The sequence below is a fragment of the Daejeonella sp. genome (assembly GCF_046590655.1).
GTDB lineage: Bacteria > Bacteroidota > Bacteroidia > Sphingobacteriales > Sphingobacteriaceae > Daejeonella.
The window spans coordinates 1-7,053 of record NZ_JBKJUM010000040.1; the positions used below are offsets into that span (position 1 = coordinate 1).

The following is a 7,053-nucleotide window of genomic DNA, read 5'->3' on the forward strand; positions in this document are numbered from 1 at the left end:
CCGATATCGATGCGAATTACGAAAATTTCGTGATGGGACTTGCACGTACTTTGAGGTCGCAGAAAAAAATGATCACCTCTGCATTAACGTTTGGAACCAGGGCAAAACTGACGGATGCCCGAAATCTCTTCCAAGGCATCGAGCATGAATTTCAACCAGATCATAACCTCATTCCCTGGCGCGGAGCAGGTCGATCAGTGGACTATGCCGGGGGGTGCAATAATGTATTATAACGGCATCCCGACCATTAAAAAGAAAACTGAGCTGGCTAAAGAAAAAGCTTCCGGAATTATGATCTGGCAGGTGCTTGGAGATGCCCCGGGAGATAATTCCCTGCTTAAAGTCATCAATGATGCAGGCTACGGAAAGAAATGATATTTATTTAACTAAAACACATGTACCTATGAAAAACATTCCGTTGAGAAGTGTATTTGCAGTTCTTCTGCTTTGTATTTTGGCACTACCTGCCTTCTCCCAGTCTGAAAACAAGTTCAGGGTTTTATCTTATTATTCAGGCCCGCCTGATCCACTGGAAAGTTATGATGTCACCAAAATGACGCATATCATTTTTTGCTTCGGCCGGCTGAGTGGCAATAATTTCAAGATCAGAAGCGCCAGGGATACGGCAACCATAAAGAAAATGGTATCGCTGAAAAGCAAGAACCCCGACCTGAAGGTACTGATTTCATTGGGAGGCTGGGGCGGATGCCAGACCTGCTCAGATGTTTTTGCAACCAAAGTAGGACGAAAGGAATTCGCACAGTCAATTAAGGAGGTTTACGATTACTTTAAGGTTGACGGCCTGGACCTGGATTGGGAATATCCCACCGTGTCCGGTTTCCCGGGACATAAATATTCCCCGGGTGATAAAAAGAACTTTACCAAACTGGTGAACGAGCTGAGAAAGCTTGGCGATAACTATGAATTAAGCTTTGCGGCAGGTGCATCAAAGCGGTATCTTGATTCGGCAGTTCAGTGGAAGAAGGTTATGAAAAAGGTCGACTATGTTAACCTGATGACCTATGACATGTCTGGTGCTGGGTCTAAAATAACCGCGCATCATACAGGATTGTATTCGACACCTCAGCAGCCAAGGTCTGGGGATTTTACGGTTAAATATCTTATCAATTTGGGTATCCCGGCAGAGAAGATCGTTCTTGGCGGAGCTTTTTATGGGAAGATCTTTGAGAATGTTGAAAATGTTAATAATGGCCTTTACCAGCCTGGCAAGTATAAGAACACCGTGAACTATAAAAATGTAGATATCGAGCTTTCCGCCGACAGCGGGTGGGTTAGTCACTGGGATGACATCGCGAAAGCGCCCTTTCTGTATAACCCCACGAAAAAGCAATTTTTTACCTACGACGATAAGCACTCCATAGAATTAAAAACAAAATATGTTGTCGATAATAAATTGGGAGGTATTATGTACTGGCACCTTGGGCAGGACGTCTTAAAAGATGGCTTGCTTTATACGATCGACAGGGTAAAAAAGACTCACCACATCATAAATGATAATTTGCGGGCGAAGGAGCAGTAATGCTATGATGGAAGGGATACCAAAATAGATACTCCAAAATTAATTCGTTGCAACACTTAGAGGATAAGACTGACCATTTTCAGGGTTGATAATCAAACAGACTGTTCAATACAAACTGACCCACACGTTTACCCTGGGCAACGCCCTGTTCACAGGCATCACGGAAATGAATGCCTCCGTATAACCTCGAAACCGCGGCTTCATTCGCTGCCTCATAAAATGAATTAAAACGTCTTTCCGGTAAACCGAAATAAATTTCCGAAGTGTCAGTAAAACTGAAATTATCCCCTAAAAAATAGGTCAGCACGACCGCCACTGAAGCAGAAGCCACACTGTGTCCACTGGTATATTCCGGAAAAGGTGGTGTCTGAAGAAAAGGACGCCATTCGGAATCTAAATATTTATTAATAGCAGCTTCCGGACGTATCCGGTCACTGAAAAATTTTTCCTGCCAGCAACTTATAAAGGCATCGTGCAACGTTGTAGCTACCAGCATATGTACAAAAATAGCCGAATCAAGCGAAATGTCTGCTTTCTTGCAGGCAATTCCGGCAATACCCATCCAGTGGCCACCGGGCGAGATCTTTTTTAATCCAATAGCCATGTGACCTGAAATCGCTACTGCAAACGGATTACAATCCCAGAAATTGGCAATTTCTTTCTGCGCATCCGTTAAATGATTACTGAGATCATAAACTTCTCTCATCTGCCGGTAAAAAGAACTGGCCGTATCTTTACTGAATGGCGCAGGTGGAAGCGGTGCAAACTGGGCAGCAGAATCAATAAAAAATGGCCTGACCGTTTGCCATTGAGGTTCAACGGCCGACATATACGCAGGGGGTGTCGGATACCAATAACCTTCCCCTTTTTTGGGTGTATACCGGGTATATGTACTGAGCTTATTATAGTCATCTGATTTGGCATATTGCACAACCTGTCTGGCGACTTCCATCGAATACCGTACATGCTGCGCGATATCCCGCTCAGAGAGTTTTTTAGCGTTTATAAAATGATCAATGAGTGTCTTCTTTTTTTCATCTAACAAAAATCCGGACGGCATGAGTTGGCGACCCACTTCCAGCAAAGTATAATTGGCGCAAAAAGAAAGATTGAAGTTTTTTGGAGGGGATGGCGGTTGCATGCCCGGGTTTACCTTTAACTTTTGATTGATGTCCGGCAAGCCGCCCTTCCCAAAAAAAGTAGCTTCATAAGCACCCAGCAGAGCATAGGCGTAAACCCTGCATGCTGCAGGAGGACTGACGACATCGTGTAACATGACCTCGGATAAGTTAAAGACGTTATCGGCAAGCATTTGCAAATCCTGCTGATGTTGGTTTTCATTTTGCGAAAAAGTGTTGATCGCAAAAGACTGTAAAGCCACCATCATCCATAAACTTTTTACCACTGCCTTCATTATCAATTCAATTTATACGTGTGAACGCCAACATTATTTGTCCCAACCATCAAAAACAAATCGCCATTGACCGTAACAGTCTGTAACGATTTCGTATCTCCCGTAAGGCTTAATCCGGATTGTGCCTGCGGTACATAGGCAAAATTACCTTTTCCATCTCCTTCATACAATTGTCCGAAATTCGCATCAATCACACCCATACGAATACGGATAGAACTTTGATTACCCGCAAGAATGACATCCATATTCCCATCTTTATTATAGTCTATTAAAGTCATTGCGTATATGGGCGAGAACTGAGCTGCTTTTGGAAGCGGATGTGAAAGAAACTTGCCTTGCCTGTTCTCAAGATAAACACTTGTCAATTCCGTGGCTTTCAGTACACCGGCATCCTTCAGATCACTCGCCGGGAAGATGGCGTTAAGTCTGGCATTTGCATAGGAAGCGTAGCTCGTGTATTTGCTTCTCATACCATACATCTGATCCAATAATTCATCCCGGCTGGCAAAAGGATAGGATATACCCTGAATGTAATGCGTCATGATGGGGTCGACCGAACCATTCTTATCAAAATCTTTATATACAAGTTCAATAGGTTCTTGAGAACTTGCCCGCAGCTGTGTATTCAAACCCAGGTTACCCAGGATAATATCCTGATCACCGTCCTGATCAAAATCATACACGATCATCTTGTTCCACAATCCTGTTAAAGGTCGATCAAAAAATCTCTTACTGGCCCGTTCGAGATTTTTTCCCTGCTTATTCAGAAAAACCTCAATGGCCATAAATTCTCCGATCACAACCAGATCTTCCCATCCATCGCCGTCTACATCCAACCACTGGGCATCGGTTACCATACCGATTTGCGATAATTCCCGCGCCTTTGCGTCAGTGATTTTCGTAAACCTGCCGCCTTTGTTTTCCAATAAAAAACTTTCAGGGGTTACTGGATACTGACCTGGAATTACCCTTCCGCCAATGAACAAGTCGAGATCACCATCATGATCAAAATCCGATGTCGAAACGCATGATTTACTGACAAGCATCTCAGGTAGGCCATCCGTTGAAAGCATGAATTTTCCTGTCCCATCGTTTAAATAAAGTCTATCTTGTAAGGCTTTATCCTTTGGTCCATATTCATTATAACCACCACTTACGATGTACAGATCTGCATCCTGATCGCCATCAGCATCAAAGAACAGGGCATCAGCATCCGTAAACTGCTTATCAAAGGCATTAAAAGGAGATTCTTCAAAAGATCCCTGAGTATTCTGAATAAAAAGTTTTCCTGGATTTCCCTGAGCCCCGCCTATAAAGACATCAATTCTGCCATCATTGTTAACATCGCCCGTAGCCATAACAGGTCCGCAGGGTGTTAACATGGTTAATAAAAGCGGCTGTCTTTTAAAATCATTAAAACCTTCCTCCACGTGAACGTAATTAATTACCGGATTTACTTTTGAGAATACCGGTGGAGCCACTGACATTGGATGGTCTTTTTGTATGAGATTATTTTCTTCTGCGATCTCTACAATTTGATTTACTGGTACATCTATCAATATTTTTTGCCCTCCCAACGGCCAATCTATTTTCAGGGAATCCACCTTATCTGTTTTGCCTAAACCTATATGAATGCGATCGCTTACCGATGATTGAAATCCCCGTGAGGGGATTTGTTCGAAGTATTGAACTTTTCCCTGATTATAAATACGAATCTTTGTTCCAATCGCCGTGGAATTTTTTCCGGCACCCTTTAATGAAAGCTGCAGATAATTTTGACCTGGATATTTTTCCCTGCCAAAGTTTTTATAAATAGAAGCTGTGGCGTTTAGATTATTGACTACTAAATCCAGATCACCATCATTATCCAGATCAGAATAGGCGGCACCGTTCGAAAAGTTGAGTTCCTTAAATCCCCATTCCTTAGACTTATCGCTAAAAGTCAGATCACCATTATTTTTGTACAGGTAGTTATGTACCGGTGTTGATGTCATCGTACTCACCAGATGAAATGTGTCTGCTTTTTCCTTTGCCTTTCCTTTTTCGAAAAAATAATCGCCTTTATATTTCAAAAAATCCCGGTTGGTATAATCGCGGTAGTAGCCGTTGGTGATAAAAAGATCCTTCAACCCATCATTATCATAATCGGCAAACAAGGGAGCCCAACTCCAATCTGTTTTAGATACTCCTGCAAACTGACCGATCTCACTATAGGTGCCATCGCCGTTGTTAAGGTGGAGCATGTTGCGCATGTTTTGAAAATAAAAGCCATTCAACACCATCAATGCGTAATGCTCATAGTTCTCCGGACCATATAACAATTTCTGTCTTTCATTATCCTCCGGTAACATATCCAGTGTAAAAATATCCGGCCATTCATCATTATTAATATCGCTCACATCACTTCCCATGGAGAAATAGGAAATATGCTGCATGTAATCCATCATGCGGTCAGTAAACGTTCCGTTGCCATTGTTAATATATAAATAATCCGGTTCGAGATAATCGTTAGACACATACATGTCAGGCCAGCCATCTTTGTTAATATCTGATACCGAGACACCGAGACCAAATCCAAGGGGGTTTCCTTTTATACCAGCTTGTTCACTGATATCAACAAAACGGCCATTATCGTTTCTGAATAATTTATCTCCGGCATAAGGGTGTCTTGTTTTTTTTGCTTTGGCAAATTCAAATTCCTGAATGACAACTATATTATGATTCAACAAATACATGTCAAGATCTCCATCCCTGTCAAAATCAAAGAATGAAGCATGCGTGCTATGCCCAGGATCATCCAGTCCAAGTTCTGCAGCCTTATCCGTGAATGTCAGATCACCATTGTTGATAAAAAGTTTGTTTCTCCGTTTTTCAGGATCCCCTTTTCCCGAATAACAAACGTAAATATCCAGATAGCCATCGTAGTTTACATCTGCCATGGTTACTCCTGTTTTCCATCCTGTATTACAATCAACACCCGCTGATTCTGCGATTTCCTTAAATTTAAAATTTCCAAGATTAATATACAAGGCATTTGGTGCCATGTTTCCGGTAAAGTATATATCATCAAGGCCGTCGTTATTGAGATCTCCTACCGCCACACCGCCGCCATTATAAAAATATTCATAGGTCAGAATATTTGATTGGGGTGTCTCGGGCAAAATATTTTTAAAAGTAATACCAGTCCTGGATGAAGACAATGATTCAAACAAAGAGGGCTCCTGTGAGTAACCTGACAGGTACATACATAAAATCAAACACAAGCCTGCGGCAGTTTTCATGGTTTATTTATTTTTACGTCATATAATACACATTGCAGACAGTATTCACCCGACTAAACCGAATCCGTGTATACATATGACCGAGCCAACTATAAAGTTAAAAATTAGGATGGTACCATGCAATTTCAAAAACTAATAATACCCGTTGTGCGGTCATATCTGTCGAACAATTTACTAATCCGTTTGAATAAGTGTCTTATAGTATTTCAGAATTGGACTTCATTCCGGGGGACTGATACGTGCTGGGGGCACCTTTCGCCGACGGACCATAGTAAGGATATTTATCAAATAAAACATCATTATTACTTGCCCTTGGGTCTCTGGTTTGCACCTGCCACCTATTTAAATCGGTTCGCAGGGTTTTTAAGACTTGCGCATACCGGGCACTGGCGGCTACATTATTTAATTGGTTAGGGTCGCTCTTCAAATCGTATAATTCATTGGCCGGGCGCTTCTCAAATCCCCTCCTAAAAAAGGGAGCAATAGATTTTTCGGATTTATGTTCCAAAATAAACGTTTTACTGGGCGAGTTATCAATATCGCCGTATGGGCCAACGGAATGATAAAATTCCGGGTCGCCAGCGGGCCAGCGTTCCGGAAAATAATTTTCAATGTACAGAAAATCAAGGGTACGGATAGCGCGGCTGGGATAGCCTAACTCACCTTTGCGCACGTTGGCGTGTCGTTCACGTTCGAAGTATACTTTGCTGCGGTCTTCGGCTATTTTTTTACCTTGTAACAAAGGCAATAAACTTTTCCCGGTCATTTGCACAGGTACTTTTTGTCCGGCGGCTTCTAAAAAAGTAGGTGCTAAATCG

The 7,053-nt window shown here is 42.2% G+C and carries 5 protein-coding genes; 2 read left to right on the forward strand and 3 right to left on the reverse strand.

What is annotated here, in order from left to right; all coding sequences use genetic code 11:
* Nucleotides 1-114 precede the first annotated feature (114 nt).
* Both ACLL8Z_RS04300 and ACLL8Z_RS04305 read left to right on the forward strand, forming a co-directional pair.
* Complete coding sequence (locus tag ACLL8Z_RS04300) at nucleotides 115-375, forward strand: hypothetical protein (RefSeq protein ID WP_411273528.1); 261 nt, start codon at nucleotides 115-117, stop codon at nucleotides 373-375.
* 28 nt (nucleotides 376-403) lie between these two features.
* Complete coding sequence (locus ACLL8Z_RS04305; RefSeq protein WP_411273529.1) at nucleotides 404-1,540, forward strand: glycoside hydrolase family 18 protein; 1,137 nt, start codon at nucleotides 404-406, stop codon at nucleotides 1,538-1,540.
* 79 nt (nucleotides 1,541-1,619) lie between these two features.
* On the opposite strand, the gene ACLL8Z_RS04310 is transcribed toward ACLL8Z_RS04305, so the two are convergent.
* The 3 genes from ACLL8Z_RS04310 to ACLL8Z_RS04320 form a co-directional block, all read right to left on the reverse strand.
* A complete protein-coding gene (locus ACLL8Z_RS04310; RefSeq protein ID WP_411273530.1) occupies nucleotides 1,620-2,954 on the reverse strand; it encodes a vanadium-dependent haloperoxidase in 1,335 nt (444 codons plus the stop codon).
* Nucleotides 2,955-2,956: 2 nt separating this feature from the next.
* Complete coding sequence (locus tag ACLL8Z_RS04315; protein WP_411273531.1) at nucleotides 2,957-6,235, reverse strand: VCBS repeat-containing protein; 3,279 nt, start codon at nucleotides 6,233-6,235, stop codon at nucleotides 2,957-2,959.
* 196 nt (nucleotides 6,236-6,431) lie between these two features.
* On the reverse strand, nucleotides 6,432-7,053 hold a 622-nt coding region (locus tag ACLL8Z_RS04320; protein WP_411273532.1), incomplete at its 5' end, for a sulfatase/phosphatase domain-containing protein.